Genomic DNA, 18,108 nt, shown 5'->3' with positions numbered 1-18,108 from the left:
ATGGGGGATGTCTCATAAGTCCTTTTTCGAGTAAAATAACGCAAAATTGAAGAGGCAGAAATGTTGTTAAATCAACATTTCTGCCTCTCTTTATTTATTCAATTTAGGCTTAACTACCCTTTTTGGGACAGCCCCTTTTTTTATCATGTGAAATATATGTATTAATATTCCAATTTTTGTAACCCTTTTATTGGTGAATTCGTCTATTTTATAGGAGGGATTTTTATGAAGCTGGTACTGGGAAAGCCTTTAATCTATTTGTGTTTTTTTATTATTTTGGGGAGCTGTCAGTCCTTCTCTGAGGAAAAAACTCATCAGACCATAGATAAGGGAGAAGAAGGCTTTATTACGGATTTGGATGATAAGCGGATTTTAATAAAAGACACGTATTACAAAGTGAACCACCATACATACATACAAGATGAATCTGAGGAAAAACTCAACTATTCAGATTTGGTGATAGGAATGAAAGTTACACCATGGCACAGAGGAGATGTTGAAGAATCATTTCCTGCGAAAGCGGAAGCCGAGTTGATACGGGTTATGAGGGACGAACAGAGCCTAGAGGAGCAAAAGGCTGTGACTGCTACACTTAAGCATGTGACCAAAGCAGTGAGCCAGCGCTTCATGGTTCTTGAGATCATTCATTTTCCTGCCGAGCATGTATATAATATCGAGATGATGAATCGCTCCAATTTAGATTCGTCCTTTACTGTGACCGTAGACGATTCGACTGAAGAAATCTTATATATAAATTAAGGACAGGGCAGAATCACTTTGGATTCTGCCCTGTTTATTTTGGTCGCCTACACGATTTCCTTATAAAGTTTTTGCACCTAGGTATTTAGGAGCCCAATACGAGTTTTTCATATCGGTGATGGTAATTCCTTTAGAAGATGATGCATGAATGAACTGATTGTTTCCAATATAGATTCCAGCATGGGATACACCCGTTTTTCCAGAAGACGTATCAAAGAATACAAGATCGCCTTTAGATGGCGAAGATACTTTTAATCCGGTATTGGCATAAAGCTGGGATGTTGTCCGTGGCAAGGTAATTCCTTGTGATTTTTGGAATACATAATAGATGAACCCCGAACAGTCAAATCCTGCTGGCGTCGTGCCAGCCCATTTGTATGGGGACCCTGTCAAGGTCTTTGCGTAATTAATCAGGCTCGTATTATTGACATTGTAAACGCCAAGCGCTTTGAATGTATTTCTACCTGCGATTCCATCTGCAGTCAATCCTTTAGCTTTTTGAAGCTTTTTTACTGCAGCTGTAGAATAGGAGCCGTAGTATGTAGTAGGTGAACCAGTATATGTGAAGTAACCTTTGGTTTTTAATAGTTTTTGTAGTTGTTTAACGTCACTATGTGTCATTCCGGGTCTGAGGGTTTGATCTCCAATATTTGCAAATGCTTGGAGCGGGTTCAGCATTAATGCAGAAGCCACAGCAGCTGAAGCAATCCATTTCTTCATGTTTCTCATTTCCTCTCTCTATCTCTCTCTTTATCTTTCTTAACAATATTATCCTACAATACCATTGTGACAATTTAATCAGTTTTTGATTACAATTTCATTACAAAATATAGGTACTACGAAGGTGTGAAAATGGGAGTAATCCGCTGTTTACCTGTGATAAAAGGTAAAAGTAATCAATGTTATAAAATAATCCAGATACTAATTGATCATCACGATAAAAAACAATTTGGATGTGAAGTATTATATTAGTATTATAGTATGTTTATGGATATATATCTTGTCGAATAAAAAGGTGGAAATTTATCATGAAACTTCCATTGAATGAGAACGTGTATTCGTTTAGAATTAGGGGTATAATACAAAAGCGAACATATATTCTGTATAGGGTGAAGAAATAATGAATTATAGCATGATGCCGAAACAATCGATTATGTGTATAGATATGAAGAGTTTTTATGCCAGCTGCTCAGCGGTCATGCATGGTTTGGATCCGCTCGAATGTTATTTAGCGGTGGTTGGTGATAAGAGTAGGGAGGGGAGTATTGTGCTTGCGGCTTCCCCAAAGCTAAAGAAGGAATTTGGTTTAAAAACAGGTTCTCGAAAGTTTGAGATACCGAAAGATCCACGCATTATAGTCGTCGAACCAAAAATGGCCACTTATTTGAGAATTTCGACAGAAATCACCCGCTTGTTTCATCGCTATGTTCCAAAAGAAGCGATTCATGTATACAGTGTGGATGAAAGTTTTTTGAAAGTCGATGGAGCGGCTTCCTTATGGGGCGATGCCTGGAATATTGCTAGGAAAATAAAAGATGACATAGAAAGGGAATTACAGATTCCAAGTGCCATCGGGATTGGCCCGAACATGCTGATGGCAAAGCTTTGCCTTGATCTTGAGGCCAAACATACAGGAATAGCCGAGTGGACATATGAAGATGTACCCAACAAGCTTTGGCCGATCTCTCCACTTCGTGAAATGTGGGGGATAGGAAGGCGTGTAGAAAAAACCCTCCATGGAATGGGGATATTCACAGTCGGGCAGCTTGCCAATTATGACCTTGAATTGCTTGAAGCGAAGTTTGGGATTATGGGCAATCAGCTTTATCATCATGCTTGGGGAATTGATTTGTCAGATTTAGGAGCACCGATTATCGAGGGGCAGGTCAGCTTTGGCAAAAGTCAGATTTTACTCCGTGATTACAAGGAAGAGCACGAGATCAAGCAGGTTATGGTAGAAATTTGTGAAGAAGTCGGAAGAAGGGCTCGCACCCATAGAAAGGCAGGAAGGACGGTCAGTCTAAGCATTGGTTACAGTAAGGATGAGTTTGGCGGAGGTTTTCATCGTTCTCGTTCGATTGACGAACCAACGAACATCACAATGGAATTGTATAAAGTCTGTCTTGAGCTTTTTCATGAAAACTATCATAAGCAAAAAACCGTTCGCAGCATTTCGGTCACGCTCTCGAATATTGTGGATGATAACGAGATGCAGTTGACTTTATTTGATGCTTCACGTTGGAAAAAGCGGGAGTTGAGTTATACCGTTGACCGTATTCGGCATAAATACGGCTCAAAATCGCTGTTGCGCGCGGTTTCGTATACAAAAGCGGGGACGGCCGTTTACAGAAGCGGGTTGCTTGGCGGGCATAAGGCCTGATGAAGTGAGTTAGAGGAGGGGAAAAAATGATTCGTGATCGGGGGCGTATCAAGTGGACATCAATGATGCTACCGGAGCATGTGAAGATGCTGCGGGATTGGGTGGGGGAGGATGGCTATGAAACAAAGCGTATTCTCGATGAACAGCAGTTTGAGGAAATGAATGCTGTGATGGGGGAAGCGATGGAAGAAGGTAAGGAAGTCTCGATTGCCCATTATGATGGAAATCGGTATCAACTTTTAATCGGAAGGATTCATTATTATAATGAATCCTTGCAAAAACTTCATGTTATTGATCACTTTCAGCAACCGCATTATATTCAACTTGCCAACATAGCCGATGTGAGGTTGATGGAATAATAAGGGGGATAGGACATTTCCTTTTATATTAATGTGATGGACGCTAGCAGAGGTATGCCGGAAAAAGGACAGCCGCCCCTTTATCGTTTATAATTGGGGAATGGAACGAATAAGGAGGCAAACGACATGTATATTGAATGGACGGAAAAAGCAGCGGAAAAGATTTCCGATAAAATACAGGAAAAAGAAGGACACTTACAATTGAAATATGATACAGACGGCTGTGGTTGCGTAGTAAGTGGTGTGACAGCACTATGGCTCGTCGATGAGCTTGAAGAGGGTAACGAAAAGGTGGAGACTAACGGGATTCCTATTTTTGTGGAAAAATCCAAGAAGATCTTTTTGGATGAAGTCATGACAATAGACTTTGTGACTGAAGCGAACTGCTTTCAGTTGAAAAGTCCGAATCAAATGTTGAATCCGAGGATGAGTTACTTTACTAAATTCTAAAACATAGGCAAAGGGAGAATCCCGATAATCCGGGATTCTCCCTTTGTCTATTTCAATACGACCTGTTCGATAAATTGCTCGATCCGTTCCTCATACTCCTGTGGATTGTCATTATATGATTGTGCATGGGCCCCTTTTTTTGCGAGGTAAAGCTGCTTTGGTCCTTGTTTTGCTGCATATAATTCCCGTGTCATGGAAGCGGGAATGAACGCATCAGGTTCACTATGGATGAACAATACTGGTTTCTTGATGTTTTTAATGAAATGTATCGGTGATACTTCGTTGGTCCAATATCCGTCACGAAGCTTGATGAACATACGGCCCAAGGGGAATACGGTCCAGGCTGGTAACGGGATTTCCATGCCGATTTGATGTTGAATCTGTTTCTCGAAATTAGAAAATGGACAATCGGCTATATAAAAATCCGCTCCATCTTCAAGCATTCCGGCGTAAAGAAGTAGGGTCACGGCCCCCATGGATTCACCATGAATGCCAAGGAAAAGGTCTGTACCTTTACGTTTTTTCAATTCATCGATAACAGCCTTCAAATCGAATTTTTCATAATGCCCATAACTACTCGTTTTCCCACCCGAATCTCCATGACGCCTGTGATCATAGATGACCGCATTGAAGCCGCGCTTAAGGAAAATGTTCATGTACTTGATCGAGTTCATTTTGTTCTCCGTCACACCGTGAGTAACAATGATCCACTTATTCGTCTGATGCGGTTCAATAAACAAACATTTCAAGGGATATCCAGATGGAGAAGGTACCCAAACTTCTGTTTTGGGAAGATTATCAAAGTCCGCTTGAATCAAGCGTTTAGCCAAGATTTCGCGATTTTGAATGAAATCATCTTCCTTCTTTTTCATGTACATGAGTCGATTCGAAAAGTAAACGCCGATACCGATCATATACGCCAAAATGCCAGCTATCGCGAGCCCCCATTTTTTCATAGCGATCCTCCTTGTTTTTAGTTTATTTTACCATATGGAAAATAAGAAAATACTGTTTAGAAATCATAACGGGTAAAACCGTAGTCATGGTATAATAATGTCATAATGTCAGGGGGTTTTAAGGATGAAAAAGAAACAGCCGCGAAATCAAAATCAAAGTAAAAAACAAGAAAAAGAATCATCGTCATCATTGAAACTTGGTGATATGCTCAATCAAGATATCATGTCCCAGCTTCGTCAAAAGCAGAAAGAATTGAATGATGTGGAAATAGAGAAAAAAGCAGCAGAAGAAGAGAAGAAACGTGAAGAAAGAAAACAGCGTGAGAAAAACAAATCATTCGAAGAGCTACTCGGTGAAAGCAACCTTAATTGGAAGAACTATAAATAATTTTAATAAGGAAGCGGATCGTTTACCGTGCGCTGACATAAAAGACTGATCGAAAGCATCTTCGTTGGTAACAATGTAACGGAGATGTTTTTTTGTCAGGATAGATGCCTTTAACGGAATGAAAGCGGTAGCCTCTGGCCATAGTGCTTTATTTTATAGAGCATAACGATTATAGTAAAAGTAAGTTTGATATGTATTTCATATTGAATGGACTACTATTAGTTGGTGATGTAATGGAAAAAAGAATAGAAGCTGTACTGGAAAATCAACTATGCTTCCTTCTTTATGCAAATTCGAGGGAAATGACCAAAAAGTATAAACCGTTGCTTACTAAACTTAATGTAACATATCCTCAATATCTGGTTCTGCTTTTACTTTGGGAACAGGATGCGCTCACCGTGAAAAAATTGGGGGAGCTGCTTGCTCTTGACTCAGGAACACTTACTCCGATGTTGAAACGAATGGAACAAAACGGACTCATTGTTCGCGAACGGTCCACGCATGATGAAAGGTCGGTCATGATTCAGCTGACGGAAAAGGGACTTGATTTAAAAGAAGAAGCCTGCTTCATTCCCAAACGCATTTCAGATATGTCGGGTGAAGATAAGCAAGTGGTGGAGGATTTGAAAGTGTCACTGCTTCAACTATTAAAAACCTTGCAAGCATTTTAGGGAACAGAAAAACGCCTGGAAAAAAATCCAAGCGTTTTTTTATTTGAACATTGTTGCTTCAATCTACTTCAATTTCAATGGCAACATCGACATTGCCGCTGATTGCTTTTGAGTAAGGGCACATTTGATGAGCCTTATGGACAAGAGTTTCGAATGAATCTTTATCGATTCCAGATCCCTTTACCACTAATGTTACAGCCAAGCTGTACTGATGCATATCACCCATTAATAAACTGACATTGGCCGTGACGTTGGAAGTGAAAGTAACACCTTCGATTTTTCCAACCGATTGTAAAGCACTGTCAAAACAAGCCGCGTATCCAGCTGCAAAAAGTTGTTCGGGATTAGAAGCTTCAGGCATTTGTTTAGCTCTTGGCGTCCCAGGCATCGCAATATCAACCGTGAAGTTTCCATCAGCGGAAATGGCCGTTCCTTCTCTTCCACCATCAACCGTTACCGATGTCGTAAATAATGTTTTTGTCATAGTTTTTCTCCCCAATCTTTATACTTTGGTTGTGCACAATTTAATTTTATAATATCGATAGGGAATTAGCAACTGAAAAGGCCTTGTAAAATGTATAAGTGAAGATTCTATTACTTTTCTCTATAGCGAAGAAAAACAGGCTACCCATCATTATAAAAAGAAAGGTAGCCTGATATTCAAAAAATATTTGGTTTAGTGATTATTCCCGATGACTTGTATATTTGCTAGCTTTAGTGAGTTTTTTCAATACATCAAGTTCATCGTATGAAAGAGAAGAACTGTTGGCAGCCTGACAGTTTTCACGGAGTTGCTGCACCGAGCTGGCCCCGGCTACGGCAGAAGCGACGCCTTGGTTCGATAATACATATTGAAGAGCTGTAGCATTCAATTTTTTATCGGAGAGCTTGTCTTTTAATTGGGGAAGCAAGTCTTTGAGTTCGTTATAGCTATAGTCGAGATAGCCCTCCTCATTAGCCTTTTCAAGCATTTTTTCGCTAAGGAGTCCTTTGGCAAGGGGCCCACGGGCAATGATGCTAACCTGTTTAGCTTCCAAAAGTGACATCCACTCTTCTGGACGGCGGTCGAGAAGGCTGTATTGCATCATCACGGAATCAAGCTCAGACTTTTTGACAAATTCCTTAATTACGTTGGGCCGAATGGAAGAAATTCCATAGTACCGAATCAAGCCTTCTTTTTTTAAGTCTTCAAATGCCTCGATCGTTTCATCCAAATTGTCTTCAATCGTGCCGCCATGCAGTTGATAGAGGTCGATATAGTCTGTACCAAGTCTCATTAGACTATCTTTTACGGCTGACTTGATATAGTCGCCGGATGGATCCCAGCTCCAGCTGTCTTTATTTTCTGTCCAGCGGTTTCCGACTTTCGTCGCTATATATACTTGGTCGCGAACTGGCTTTAAGTTCTCCCCCATGATTTCTTCATTCATTCCAAAATCGTATAAGTCAGCGGTGTCGAAATAATTGATGCCTTCATCCAAAGCTGACTTCACGATTTCCGATGCCTTTTTTTTATCGGTACCCAAAGACATGCAGCCGAGTCCGATTTCGGATACGAGCAAATCCGAGTTTCCTAATCTGCGTTTTTTCAATGCTATCATCTCCCTTTACCTTTATTGTAAAGGAGGAATCACTTTCACTCAAAGATTTCACTTGATCCTTTTTAAAGGGTGAGCTTCTTGCTGATGGATATCTGCAATCCAATCACTGATATATACATAGTTACTTTGAAGGTTTTTGAGTTTTTGAATAATCTCCCAACTCTTTCCGGAGAATACCATGCCATTTTCGAATACATGAATTTTCATTAAATCGTCCTCCATCTCTAGTATGGTAAAATGTATGAAGCATCATGCTGCAATTAGAACAGAGGAGTGGACAAGTTGAAAAAATTCGAAGAAAAAACGTTAACTACCGAAAAAATATTCACGGGTAAAGTCATCGATTTGCAAGTGGATGAAGTAGAGCTTCCAGATGGGAAAACAAGTAAACGCGAAATCATCAAGCATCCCGGGGCAGTTGCAATCATTGCTCTTACAGCTGAAGAAAAGATCATCATGGTCGAACAGTACCGTAAAGCGTTGGAGAGAAGCTTGGTTGAGATTCCAGCGGGGAAACTCGAAAAAGGGGAAGAGCCCATTCGGTCAGCTGAACGTGAACTTGAAGAAGAGACGGGCTATGAATGTGAAAGAATGGAGCATATCATCTCTTTTTATACGTCTCCAGGCTTCGCTGATGAGTTAGTCCATCTCTATCTGGCACATAATTTGAAAAAGAAAAAAGATGCGGCCCCATTGGATGAAGATGAGTTTGTCGAGATGATAGAGCTGACACTCAAGGAAGCTCAAAACTATCTGGATGAAGGGAAAATCCAAGATGCCAAAACGGCATACGCTATCCAATATTTGCAGTTGAAAAAGGCGATTGCCGAATAAATGAAAGAGTACTATGCCGACTTGCATATTCATATAGGCAGGACGAGAAGTGGGCAGCCCGTTAAGATCACCGGAGCTAAAACTTTGACCTTCAGCAATATAATCGAGGTGGCAAGCGAACGTAAGGGGCTTGATTTGATTGGAATTATAGATTGCCATTCTCCTGAGGTCATTGAAGAGATAGAAGAGGGAATGAGAAGTGGGGAAATTACGGAAATGGAAGGTGGCGGGCTTCATTACCGAGACATGTCCATCATCCCAGGGTCGGAAATCGAGATATATGACCAGAATTGCCATGGACCGATTCATGTTCTGGCTTATTTTCCAAACATGGAGGCGATGAAGGGCTTTTCAGCATGGATGAGTAATCATGTCAAAAATATCACGTTGAGTTCCCAAAGGATTTATTGTGAAGGAAAAACGCTGCAAGAAAAAGTGAAGTCGTTGGGAGGATTGTTCATCCCTGCGCATGTGTTCACGCCCTTTAAAAGCTTGTACGGAAAAGGTGTACGGAAAAGTCTGGATGAAGTATTCAATCCGAAGCTAATCGATGCCGTCGAGCTTGGCTTAAGTTCGGATACTTATTTGGTCGAAGATATAGAAGAATTAAAAGCGTATACCTTCCTGACGAATTCCGATGCCCACTCGCTCGGAAAGATAGCCCGTGAATATCAAAAACTATTGCTTAGAGAACCGAGCTTTACAGAGTTGGAAAAAGCCATTAAAGAAAAAGAAGGGCGTAAAGTTACCGCCAATTATGGATTGAACCCCTTGTTGGGTAAATATTATCAAACCGTTTGCGGGACTTGCCTTCATACAATGCCCGGGATAGGTGAAGCGTGCAGTGAATGCGGAGGCAGGACGATTATAAAAGGAGTCTCCACCCGTATAGCAGAATTATCCGATTCCGGAACAGATGGGAAAAAGAGAACGCGGCCCCCATATATCCACCAAGTCCCGCTGGATTTCATTCCAGGGCTTGGACCGAAGTCTATGGAAAGATTGCTACGGGCATTTGATACCGAGATGAATATTCTTCATGAGGCCACTTTCGAACAGCTTTCGGGAGTCGTACCGTTAAAAATGGCCCACTTTATAGATTCTGCAAGAAGAGGGATACTCGATTTCGATGCAGGAGGAGGGGGCAAGTACGGGAAAGTTAAAAAGGGATGATCAACATGGGCTTTCCCGATATAAGCTTTAGGCAAAAGGTGCTTCTTGATGGGGTACCTTTTGTTCGTTTTTTTAAAATTAGCCTTTATGTGAAATAGAATAGGGATTCATTTAACATTTTGTATAATGACTAAGTAGCCAGGAAGTATCACAATAAGGATAGGATATAAAAACAATAAAGGAAGTGAAACGATTTATACAGTGCAAGATGATGCCCGATGGACTCCAAGGAAACTTCTGCAAACAATTATCTGAGTATTTAGTTAATAGACGGGTTCTAAAATACGGTTGCGCATATAAAACTTTGTAAAAAAATCGAATGATCAGGAGGAATTATAAATGACTGAAACAATAAAAATAAAGGAATTATCTCACTTTATAGGCGGTGAAATGGTTGCAGGACAAAATGGGAGGTTTTCGGATGTATTCAACCCGTCGAGCGGAGAAGTCATTGCAAAAGTACCGTTAGCTTCGATTGAAGAGGTAAAAGGTGCTATTGATAAAGCGAAAGCTGCCTTTCCTGCATGGCGTGACCTATCTGTGGCAAGGCGTGCGGACATTGTGATCAAATTTCGCAACTTACTTACGGAGAATATGGATGCCCTAATCGATCTTATCTGCACGGAAAGCGGTAAAACGGCAGAAGATGCAAAGGGAGAGATTACCCGTGGAATAGAATCTGTGGACCTTGCCATTGGGGCTCCCCATTTAGTGAAGGGTGAGTATTCCGTCAATGTAGGCGGACAAATCAATGTGTATTCAGCGAAATACCCACTTGGTGTCGTTGCAGCCATTTCACCATTCAACTTCCCAATCATGGTACCCCTGGCCCAGACCAGTATGGCACTTGCAGTAGGTAATGCCGTCATTCTGAAAGCTTCCGAACGGGTTCCGATGACAGCTTTATTCGTAAGCGAATTATGGAAGAAGGCGGGCTTGCCGGACGGTATCTGGACCGTTATCAATGGCGATAAGGACGCGGTCAATGAATTATTAAGTAATCCAGAAGTGCAGGCAATCTCCTTCGTGGGTTCTACGCCGGTAGCTCAATATATTTATGAGACGGGGGCGAAACATGGTAAGCGTGTGACAGCCCTTGGCGGTGGGAAAAACAACATGGTCGTCATGCCGGATGCGGATTTAGAACAGGTGGCTAATTCTTTTATTGGAGCTGCATATGGAGCTGCATCCCAGCGTTGCATGGCGATTTCCACCCTTATGCCGGTCGGAGAAGAAACGGCGGATCGTTTGATAATGATTTTAAAAGAAAAAATCGGCGCATTGAAGGTAGGGTCCTATACAGATGAAGAAGTCGACTTCGGGCCGGTAATATCCCAACAATCCAAAGAGTCTGTCATTGCTGCAATCGACAGGAGCGTTGAAGAAGGCGCGACGGTAGTTTGCGATGGACGGGAACTGGAAATCGTCAAAGAATCCAATGGTTTCTTTGTAGGGCCGACATTAATTGATCATGTAAAGCCAGGAATGGATATATACGAACAGGAAGTGTTCGGACCTGCGCGTAATATTGTTCGCGTCTCTTCCCTGGAAGAAGCGATCAAGTTGATCAATGAACATGAGTTAGGGAATGGCGTTACCATTTTCACGAATGATGGAGCGGCAGCGCGGAAATTCACGACGGAAATCGATGTCGGCATGGTAGGGGTTAACGTCCCGATTCCAATCCCAGTCGGGTACCATAATTTCGCCGGGTTTAAAGGGTCTAGATTTGGTGAAGGTCATATGTTCGGACCAGATCAAGCCCGTTTCTTTACTAAAACAAAGACTGTCTCGGAAAGATGGTTGACATCGTCCGCCAATACAGGGTCGACATTCGCCTTCCCAAGCAATAATGATTGAAAATTTAATTACAAAGAATCCCTGAAACTATTTTAGGGATTCTTTAAATCCTTTTTAAATCCTAATCTATTAGGGTTGATTCGTAGGAGGGGAAACACATGGATGCAACGTTTGTATTTGTAAATGGGGAAGTAATAACCGTTGATGAAAAAAATTCTATAAAACAGGCTGTTGCTGTTGCAGGAAACAAAATTATTGCAGTAGGTTCAAATGTTGAAATAGAAGAATATATTGGACCTAAAACAAAGGTTCTGGATTTGGAAGGGAAATCATTAACACCTGGGTTTATTGATGCACATTTGCATTTTGTTATGTATGGTGTATTTCAACTTCAGATAAGTTGTAAAGACCCTAAAATCCAAACGATTCAAGATTTATTAGAGGAACTAAGAGTAAAAGCTAATGAAACAACAAAGGGTGATTGGGTTAGAGCTTGGGGTTTCAATGAAAAAAATATCAAGGAGCAACGCTATCCGACGTTGGACGAGCTAGATTCCATTTCGACCGATCATCCTATCTCGATTACCCGAACTTGTGGCCATATAGGAGTGATCAATAGTCTGGCTTTACATTTGGCAAAAATAGATGAACATACTCCGAATCCACAGGGGGGTATCATAGAAAGAGATTCACATGGCCGATTAAACGGCCGTTTAATCGAAACAGCATTTATGCAATTTAACGATATTGCTGGTTATACACAAGGTGAATTAGAACAAGCGATGCAGATTGCTCAACAACATTTTATTGAGCAAGGTATTACTAGTATTCATGAGGCTGGTACATTTAATCAAGAAAGTTTTCGCCTGATGCAGCTTGCATCACATCGAAGAGCAATAAAGTTACGTATTTATGCCATGATCAGTACGCTAAGTGACTGTACCCAGTTCACCAAAAATATGTTAAAGGCTGGGGTTGTGACAGGTACAGGTAATGACTTTTTTAAGATTGGGCCAGCAAAAATGTTCACAGATGGGAGTAGTACTGGTCCAACAATTGCAACGCGCGAAGGCTATTTAAGTAATCCTGATGATTATGGTATTTTATATTATTCTGAAGATGAACTATACGAAGTATTGGGTGAGGCCCATAAACGTGGATACCAAATTACAGTACATGCGCAAGGTGATAAAGCGATCGAAATGTATCTAAATGTTGTGGAACGTGCCTTGAAAAGGTATCCACGTAAAAATCATAGACATCGTATAGAACATGCAGGAATTTCTACACCAGATTTACAAAAACGTATAAAAGACCTTCAAATGATCCCTGTGCCAAACCCTCCCTTCCCCTATGAGTTTGGAGAAAGTTACATTCAGAATTATGGTGAAAGAACAAAGTATATGTATCCTGCTCGTGATTTTATTGATCAAGGAATTATTTGTGCAGCTGGATCGGATGCTCCAATCACTACATATAATCCTTTTATTGGCATTCACACTGCGGTGAACAGAGAAATTAATTCAGGAAATCCTTTTGGACAGCTTCAACGCATTTCAATTTATGAAGCAATAAGGCTATACACTTATAATGCGGCCTATGCTAGTTTTGACGAGCAGCTAAAAGGAAGTGTCGAAATAGGAAAGTTAGCAGATTTATTGGTTTTGGACCGTAGCATACTCACAATTGAAAATCGCTTTCTTAAAGATATTAAAGTGAATTTGACCATGATTGATGGGGAAGTAGTATATCAAAGGTCGAATTCGTTTGTATGAGGGAATACATCGTGAGGGACACGATTTCTTACTATAAACTTCTTAAATTGATATTTAGAAGAGAACTTGTAATGAAAGAATTACTTATATAATGCTCTACATTTTTATTTAAAGGGTTAGATGAAATCAGCATTAAAGAACAATTATACCCTTAAAAACCGTAAAAGATAATTATTTAACAGTTAGAAGTAGTTTAAATGGAATGGAGGGCCTAAATGAAATACATTAAACTCTTGCTTTTTGTACCGTTCATCGGAATGGCTTTCTGTATGCCTTTTGCAAATCGAGTTGAGCCTTATGTGTTAGGATTACCATTTATCTTGTTTTGGATTGCTTTATGGATGGTCTTATCTTCTTTTATATTACTAGTTGTTTATAAACTTGATCCTGACAATCAAGGAGGAGAAAAGGTGGGGTCGAAACGATGAATATTGCATTAGTGATTATTTTCTTTTTTGCGGTAGCTGCCTTGTTTCTTGGGATTCGTGCAACAAAAGGTAAGCAAATGAATGTGGATGAATTCGCGGTGGGGAATAAGGGCTTTGGGGCCCTATTTATTTTTTTGCTTATTGCGGGCGAGGTATACACGACGTTTACCTTTTTAGGTGGAAGTGGTTGGGCATACTCGAAAGGAGCAGCAGCCTTTTACGTACCTGCTTATATTTGTTTGGCTTACGTACTTTCTTATTGGATGGTTCCAAAAATTTGGAGATTTGCAAAGGATAATAATATTATTTCTCAGCCAAGCTATTTTTCTGCAAAATATAAAAGCCCAGTTTTGGGAATTGTCGTTGCCTTACTTGGAACAATCGCATTAATTCCGTATATTGTAATTCAACTTAAAGGCTTGGGAATTATAGTATCAGAAGCTTCGTATGGTGCAATAGATTCAATTACTGCAAGCGCCATTGGGGCTCTGATTATTACTATTTATGTAATTATTTCTGGTATTCATGGTTCTGCGTGGACAGCTGTTTTGAAAGATATTTTGATTTTATTCGTTATTGCGTTCTTAGGAATCTATATACCATATCATTACTTCGGTGGCATTCAGCCGTTATTTGAAGCAGTTCAAGCTGTAAAACCAGAAAGTCTTACATTAGCTAGCGAAGGGTTAAGTGTAGTTTGGTTTATTTCTACCATTATTTTAAATGCATTTGGATTTTACTTATTACCTCAATCCTTTTCTGTAATTCTATCTGCTGATGGTGAGAAGGTTTTAAAGAAAAATGCAATAACATTACCACTTTATACTTTGTTATTATTATTTGCGTTTTTTATAGGTTTTGCTGCCATTATTCAAGTTCCTGGCCTAGAGGGTTCAGATGGAGACTTGTCACTATTACGTTTAACGATGCAGACGTTTGATCCCTGGTTTGTAGGGATTGTGGGAGCGGCAGGATTATTAACAGCATTAGTACCTGCTTCTGTAATGTTAATGTCTGCCTCTATAGGTTTAATGACGGGCATTTATCGACTGACAAGACCGAATGCAACCGATCGACAACAGCTGATCGTCTCTAAAATGCTTGTATTTATAATCATTGTGATTGCATTTATATTTACCATTACTGGTGGAGAGGCACTTGCTATATTAAATATTATGTCTTATGGCTTAATTACACAGCTTGTTCCAGCCTTATTATTTGGTTTCTTCGATACCAAGTTAATGAATAAATTTGGAGCGATGGCAGGTATAGTTGTGGGTGTTTCAATAGTCTTATATAATGCTATAACAGATATTAAACTAATAGATATATTCTATAATATCCCAAGTTATCTTAATGATTTAAATACGGGTATGATAGCCTTGATTGCAAACTTTATTATAGGTATTACAATAAGTTTAGTGACAAATACCAAAATAACTCCGAGTGAGCGAGTAATTATTCAAAACAAGAAAGAGGCAATACGTTAATCAGCTAAAATACGGTGACTGGAATATTAACGACACACCTATCATACTAAAGAATAAGATTATGTATAGAAGAGAAATTTCCAAAAAAGATACTAGGCAACTTCAAAAAGATGACTATGGATACACAAATGTCGTCTTTTTCATCCCATTGTATCTATAGAAGATAAGTCGGTTCTACAGAATAATCGGGACGTCTTCTTTCCTATAAATAAGGATTCTGATATCTAAGTCGGCTTCTACAAACCTTTTTTCTTTATCTTCTTCTATTTTTCCTTGTCATAATCAAAAGAGGAAAAACATAGATTCTAGTAAGTGGAGTTGGGAGGATAGATAAAAGATGAAAAATAGATCTGGCATACAAAATGTAGTAAGGAAACACATTAAGGAACATTCCTCATTGTACGTCTTCATCACCGTACTCTTTTTAATGGGCGTCATTTTTGGTGCTGTTCTCGTAAACAGCTTGAGCTTCACTCAAAAGGAAGATTTGTTCTATTATTTGTCACAATTCTTCGGACAAGTTTCCAAAGGGGAATTTGCGTCTTCACATGACATGTTCAGTCAAAGTATTATGCATAACCTTAAATATATTGGGGTCATCTGGATTCTTGGGGTTTCGGTAATCGGTTTGCCGGTGATTTTAGTACTGCTATTTGTAAAAGGGATGGTAGTGGGGTTTACGGTCGGATTTTTAGTCAATCAAATGGGTTGGAGCGGATTTCTTTTGTCATTTGTAGCCATCCTGCCGCAAAATATTTTCATTGTGCCAATCTTTATCGTAATCACGGTTCTCGCCGTCTCGCTATCCATGAAGATGATCAGCCGCATTTTTCTCAAACAGGTACGGGATCCTTTAAAGCCGATTATTTCCCGTTATATTTTTTCACTTATCCTGTCAGGGATTTTCTTGTTTGCGGCTGCTGCATTTGAAGCATATTTATCCCCTTCCTTAATGAAAAATGTCGTTAGCTTCTTGGGACAATGAAGGTATATGCCATTCCTCATGATTTTTTTTGCTATTAATAAGGAAATCTATTTTGACAGTTTTCCCTCATTTGATATAATATATAGGATAGCGGCGCGGGAGGGAATATAGGTATGGAAATAGAAAATAGAATTGATAGAATTAAAAAGCAGTTGCACTCGTCCAGCTACAAATTAACGCCTCAGCGAGAAGCGACCGTCCGCGTTTTACTTGAGCACGAAGAGGATCATTTAAGCGCAGAAGACGTTTACCTCCTTGTCAAAGAAAAGTCGCCGGAAATTGGATTAGCAACGGTATACCGTACGCTAGAGTTGCTGACTGAATTGAAAATAGTAGATAAAATTAACTTTGGAGACGGAGTTTCCCGTTATGATTTAAGACAAGAGGGCGCTGCACACTTCCATCATCATCTTGTCTGTGTGGAATGTGGAGCAGTAGATGAGATTCAACAAGACTTACTTGAAGACGTGGAAGCCATTGTCGAGCGTGACTGGAACTTCAAGATAAAAGATCATAGATTAACCTTTCACGGCATTTGTCATCGATGCCATGACAAAGTCGAAGATTAAGATGAATAAAGTCGAACCTTCTCCTCAATATGGAGAAGGTTTTCTGGTTTTGTTAAGAAAAAACCATTCATGTTTTTTCTGGGGATTGGCAAAACCTTTTCCCGCTATTTTTCAAAAGTTGTTTTTTACTTTCTCCTACTGAAAAATGTATAAAACTTGTCCTCTTGGGCATAGATTGATACAAAGTGATCGGTTAGGGAGGGGAAAGGATGAAAACGTCTTTAAGGCTAGTTTTACATACAGCTAAAGTGATGATACTCTTCGTCAGCTTCACTGTTCTTTTTTATATAGGAATGGTATGGTTAAATCAGGAATATCAAAGTTATCATCGGTATGATGAACCGAAGGGGACAGCTGTCAAAGTGTCGAAGGCGGTTGATACGGGCGATGATGCATGGTTTGAACGCTTAATGTTGTTTTATCTAGACGGGGAGTAATAAATATGGAGAATCAAGTTAGAGATTTCATTCATTTTTTGACAATCGAAAAGGGACTTGCCAAGAACACACTCGTTTCCTATGAACGGGATTTGAGGTCATATTGGGCGTATTTAAAGAATGTAGAATCGATTACCGATTGGAATGACTCACGACGAGCGAATATCTTACATTTTCTTGCTCATTTGAAAGATCAAGGGAAGTCATCGAAAACCATTGCACGTCATATTGCTTCCATCCGATCGTTCCATCAGTTTCTCCTTCGTGAAAAGGTGACCGACCAAGATCCAACTTTACATATAGAAACTCCAAAACCTGAGAGAAGCCTTCCGAAAGTGTTAAGCATGGAGGAAGTTGAAGCTTTATTAGAAGCCCCGAAAGTAATGAACGAATATGGATTGCGTGATAAAGCGATGCTCGAACTGATGTATGCGACAGGAATGCGTGTCAGTGAATTGATTTCAATGGATGTGAGCGATGTACACGCGACAATGGGCTTTATCCGTTGTGTCGGAAAAGGGGATAAAGAGAGAATCATCCCTATCGGTCAAACAGCACTGGGGGCTATTGGAGAGTATTTGGAAAGGGCCCGTGGAATATTTGCGAGTCCGAAGCATCGAACGGATTCACTTTTTTTGAATCACCATGGAAATAGGCTGACGAGGCAAGGTTTTTGGAAGATTTTGAAAAAGCTAGTGAAAGAGGCGCGAATTGAGAAGGAAATCACACCGCATACCCTAAGACATTCTTTTGCTACACATCTTTTAATGAATGGAGCAGATTTACGAGCCGTTCAGGAGATGTTGGGACATGCAGATATATCGACGACTCAAATCTATACACATATTACAAACGTTCGAATAAAGGATGTTTATTCTAAATTTCATCCAAGAGCTTAGGATTTTAGTAGATTGATAGAGGGGACTGTCCCTCCGATTGAATGAATACGTCAATCGAGGGGACCGTTACCATCATGAATGTAGAGCTTCCTTTAGGATATTATGAGTCTGATTAACTGGAGGAGATAAAGGTACATAAATGTTGTCGAAAGCG

The 18,108-nt window shown here is 40.0% G+C and carries 21 protein-coding genes; 16 read left to right on the top strand and 5 right to left on the bottom strand.

Annotated elements, in window-relative coordinates; translation table 11 throughout:
* The first annotated feature begins 225 nt into the window (after positions 1-225).
* Positions 226-759 carry a DUF3221 domain-containing protein gene (locus ACIQXN_RS09805; RefSeq protein WP_402965593.1) on the top strand — a complete coding sequence of 178 codons (534 nt, stop codon included), beginning with the start codon at positions 226-228 and terminating at the stop codon, positions 757-759.
* A 60-nt stretch (positions 760-819) separates the two neighbouring features.
* Here ACIQXN_RS09805 and ACIQXN_RS09800 read toward each other — a convergent pair whose 3' ends face one another.
* A complete protein-coding gene (locus tag ACIQXN_RS09800) occupies positions 820-1,479 on the bottom strand; it encodes a C40 family peptidase (RefSeq protein ID WP_402965590.1) in 660 nt (219 codons plus the stop codon).
* Between the two features lie 400 nt (positions 1,480-1,879).
* On the opposite strand from ACIQXN_RS09800, the gene ACIQXN_RS09795 reads away from it, so the two are divergent.
* The 3 genes from ACIQXN_RS09795 to ACIQXN_RS09785 all read left to right on the top strand — a co-directional run bounded on the left by ACIQXN_RS09795 (position 1,880) and on the right by ACIQXN_RS09785 (position 3,948).
* The gene (locus tag ACIQXN_RS09795) at positions 1,880-3,139 is read left to right on the top strand and encodes a Y-family DNA polymerase (protein WP_402965587.1); all 1,260 of its coding nucleotides are present in this window, start codon (positions 1,880-1,882) and stop codon (positions 3,137-3,139) included.
* A 26-nt stretch (positions 3,140-3,165) separates the two neighbouring features.
* Positions 3,166-3,498 (top strand): YolD-like family protein, encoded by a 333-nt coding sequence (locus ACIQXN_RS09790; protein ID WP_402965584.1) that lies wholly within the window; start codon positions 3,166-3,168, stop codon positions 3,496-3,498.
* Positions 3,499-3,624: 126 nt separating this feature from the next.
* Positions 3,625-3,948 carry an iron-sulfur cluster biosynthesis family protein gene (locus ACIQXN_RS09785; RefSeq protein ID WP_402965581.1) on the top strand — a complete coding sequence of 108 codons (324 nt, stop codon included), beginning with the start codon at positions 3,625-3,627 and terminating at the stop codon, positions 3,946-3,948.
* 47 nt (positions 3,949-3,995) lie between these two features.
* On the opposite strand, the gene ACIQXN_RS09780 is transcribed toward ACIQXN_RS09785, so the two are convergent.
* Positions 3,996-4,904: an alpha/beta hydrolase gene (locus ACIQXN_RS09780; protein ID WP_402965578.1), complete on the bottom strand. Its 909-nt coding sequence runs from the start codon at positions 4,902-4,904 to the stop codon at positions 3,996-3,998.
* Positions 4,905-5,028: 124 nt separating this feature from the next.
* Here ACIQXN_RS09780 and ACIQXN_RS09775 point away from each other — a divergent pair, with 124 nt between their 5' ends.
* Positions 5,029-5,292 (top strand): YqkE family protein, encoded by a 264-nt coding sequence (locus ACIQXN_RS09775; RefSeq protein WP_402965575.1) that lies wholly within the window; start codon positions 5,029-5,031, stop codon positions 5,290-5,292.
* Positions 5,293-5,525: 233 nt separating this feature from the next.
* Entirely contained in the window at positions 5,526-5,963 is a 438-nt protein-coding gene (locus ACIQXN_RS09770; protein ID WP_402965572.1) for a MarR family winged helix-turn-helix transcriptional regulator, read from the top strand.
* A 58-nt stretch (positions 5,964-6,021) separates the two neighbouring features.
* On the opposite strand, the gene ACIQXN_RS09765 is transcribed toward ACIQXN_RS09770, so the two are convergent.
* The 3 genes from ACIQXN_RS09765 to mciZ form a co-directional block, all read right to left on the bottom strand.
* Positions 6,022-6,447, bottom strand: coding sequence for an Ohr family peroxiredoxin (locus ACIQXN_RS09765; protein ID WP_402965569.1), 426 nt, complete (start codon positions 6,445-6,447; stop codon positions 6,022-6,024).
* 199 nt (positions 6,448-6,646) lie between these two features.
* Positions 6,647-7,555 (bottom strand): aldo/keto reductase, encoded by a 909-nt coding sequence (locus tag ACIQXN_RS09760; RefSeq protein ID WP_402965566.1) that lies wholly within the window; start codon positions 7,553-7,555, stop codon positions 6,647-6,649.
* 57 nt (positions 7,556-7,612) lie between these two features.
* Positions 7,613-7,771 carry a Z-ring formation inhibitor MciZ gene (gene mciZ, locus ACIQXN_RS09755; protein ID WP_402965563.1) on the bottom strand — a complete coding sequence of 53 codons (159 nt, stop codon included), beginning with the start codon at positions 7,769-7,771 and terminating at the stop codon, positions 7,613-7,615.
* A 75-nt stretch (positions 7,772-7,846) separates the two neighbouring features.
* Between mciZ and ACIQXN_RS09750 the strand changes: the two genes are divergently transcribed.
* The 10 genes from ACIQXN_RS09750 (at position 7,847) to xerD (ending at position 17,954) form a co-directional block, all read left to right on the top strand.
* The gene (locus tag ACIQXN_RS09750) at positions 7,847-8,398 is read left to right on the top strand and encodes an NUDIX hydrolase (RefSeq protein ID WP_402965560.1); all 552 of its coding nucleotides are present in this window, start codon (positions 7,847-7,849) and stop codon (positions 8,396-8,398) included.
* Positions 8,399-9,571 (top strand): endonuclease Q family protein, encoded by a 1,173-nt coding sequence (locus tag ACIQXN_RS09745; protein WP_402965557.1) that lies wholly within the window; start codon positions 8,399-8,401, stop codon positions 9,569-9,571.
* Between the two features lie 339 nt (positions 9,572-9,910).
* On the top strand, positions 9,911-11,431 hold the full coding sequence (locus ACIQXN_RS09740) for a CoA-acylating methylmalonate-semialdehyde dehydrogenase (protein ID WP_402965554.1): 1,521 nt from the start codon (positions 9,911-9,913) through the stop codon (positions 11,429-11,431).
* A gap of 98 nt (positions 11,432-11,529) precedes the next feature.
* Entirely contained in the window at positions 11,530-13,146 is a 1,617-nt protein-coding gene (locus ACIQXN_RS09735; RefSeq protein WP_402965551.1) for an amidohydrolase, read from the top strand.
* Between the two features lie 215 nt (positions 13,147-13,361).
* Positions 13,362-13,574 carry a DUF3311 domain-containing protein gene (locus ACIQXN_RS09730; protein WP_402965548.1) on the top strand — a complete coding sequence of 71 codons (213 nt, stop codon included), beginning with the start codon at positions 13,362-13,364 and terminating at the stop codon, positions 13,572-13,574.
* On the top strand, positions 13,571-15,064 hold the full coding sequence (locus ACIQXN_RS09725) for a sodium:solute symporter family protein (RefSeq protein WP_402965545.1): 1,494 nt from the start codon (positions 13,571-13,573) through the stop codon (positions 15,062-15,064). The genes ACIQXN_RS09730 and ACIQXN_RS09725 overlap by 4 nt, the downstream gene beginning before the upstream one ends.
* Before the next feature lie 337 nt (positions 15,065-15,401).
* On the top strand, positions 15,402-16,049 hold the full coding sequence (spoIIM, locus tag ACIQXN_RS09720) for a stage II sporulation protein M (protein WP_402965542.1): 648 nt from the start codon (positions 15,402-15,404) through the stop codon (positions 16,047-16,049).
* A 119-nt stretch (positions 16,050-16,168) separates the two neighbouring features.
* Positions 16,169-16,618 (top strand): ferric iron uptake transcriptional regulator, encoded by a 450-nt coding sequence (fur, locus tag ACIQXN_RS09715; protein ID WP_402966084.1) that lies wholly within the window; start codon positions 16,169-16,171, stop codon positions 16,616-16,618.
* Between the two features lie 209 nt (positions 16,619-16,827).
* The gene (locus tag ACIQXN_RS09710; RefSeq protein WP_402965539.1) at positions 16,828-17,055 is read left to right on the top strand and encodes a YqzK family protein; all 228 of its coding nucleotides are present in this window, start codon (positions 16,828-16,830) and stop codon (positions 17,053-17,055) included.
* Between the two features lie 5 nt (positions 17,056-17,060).
* Positions 17,061-17,954: a site-specific tyrosine recombinase XerD gene (gene xerD, locus ACIQXN_RS09705; RefSeq protein WP_402965536.1), complete on the top strand. Its 894-nt coding sequence runs from the start codon at positions 17,061-17,063 to the stop codon at positions 17,952-17,954.
* Positions 17,955-18,108 lie beyond the last annotated feature (154 nt).

It is taken from the genome of Peribacillus sp. NPDC097295 (assembly GCF_044761665.1).
GTDB lineage: Bacteria > Bacillota > Bacilli > Bacillales > DSM-1321 > Peribacillus.
The sequence above is the reverse complement of the archived record's forward strand: the minus strand, read 5'-3'. Positions and strand labels throughout refer to the sequence as shown.